We start from the raw sequence: 694 nt of genomic DNA on the forward strand, positions 1-694 counted from the left end.
TAGAATATTTTGTTTCTCAACAAATTGTTTCAAAAAAGATTTGATAGCTTTTTCAGTATTAGCAATAGTATCAAAACGATTCTCTTTATTTACTTGAATACAGATGTCTAAAGTTAATTTACTCACATCAATTCCGATAACAATTTTTTCCATAAATTTGAATTTAATGAGAAGAGAAGCTTATCAATAACTCGATTCCTTACTAATGGGTTTTAAGCCCGAATTTCTATTTGAGAATTTGATAAGAAAGAGTTGAGTCTTAATCAGCATATGAGATTATATAGCTCTGAACTCGTTATAGTGTACTCAAACTCTATTCTCTTCTTTTTTTTTTTACAATTTAAGATTTTCAAATCTAAAGGAAGTGTTGAGGAATCTTATAAGATTAGCTATTAAAAAGAGGAGTTACTTCGTAACTCATTTTCCCGAGTCCTTTCATCAAAGTATTTCGTAACACCTGCTTTTAAAGAAGCAGTTATTACAAAATAATCAATCCAGGCTATCATTACCATTGAAGCGTAATCAAATAATTTGTGGTTTATCATTCTAAGGCATCGAGGAGTCTAATTCACTTGTCATGTTGAACTTTTCGAAGCGTTTTATATATAATAAACCGACATTTAAATCTATGACGTTAAAAAATTAAATAGAATGAAGGATAAAAATGAATTAGTGACTGAAAGGAAACATTTAA

It is taken from the genome of Faecalibacter macacae (genome assembly GCF_003687725.1).
GTDB lineage: Bacteria > Bacteroidota > Bacteroidia > Flavobacteriales > Weeksellaceae > Empedobacter > Empedobacter macacae.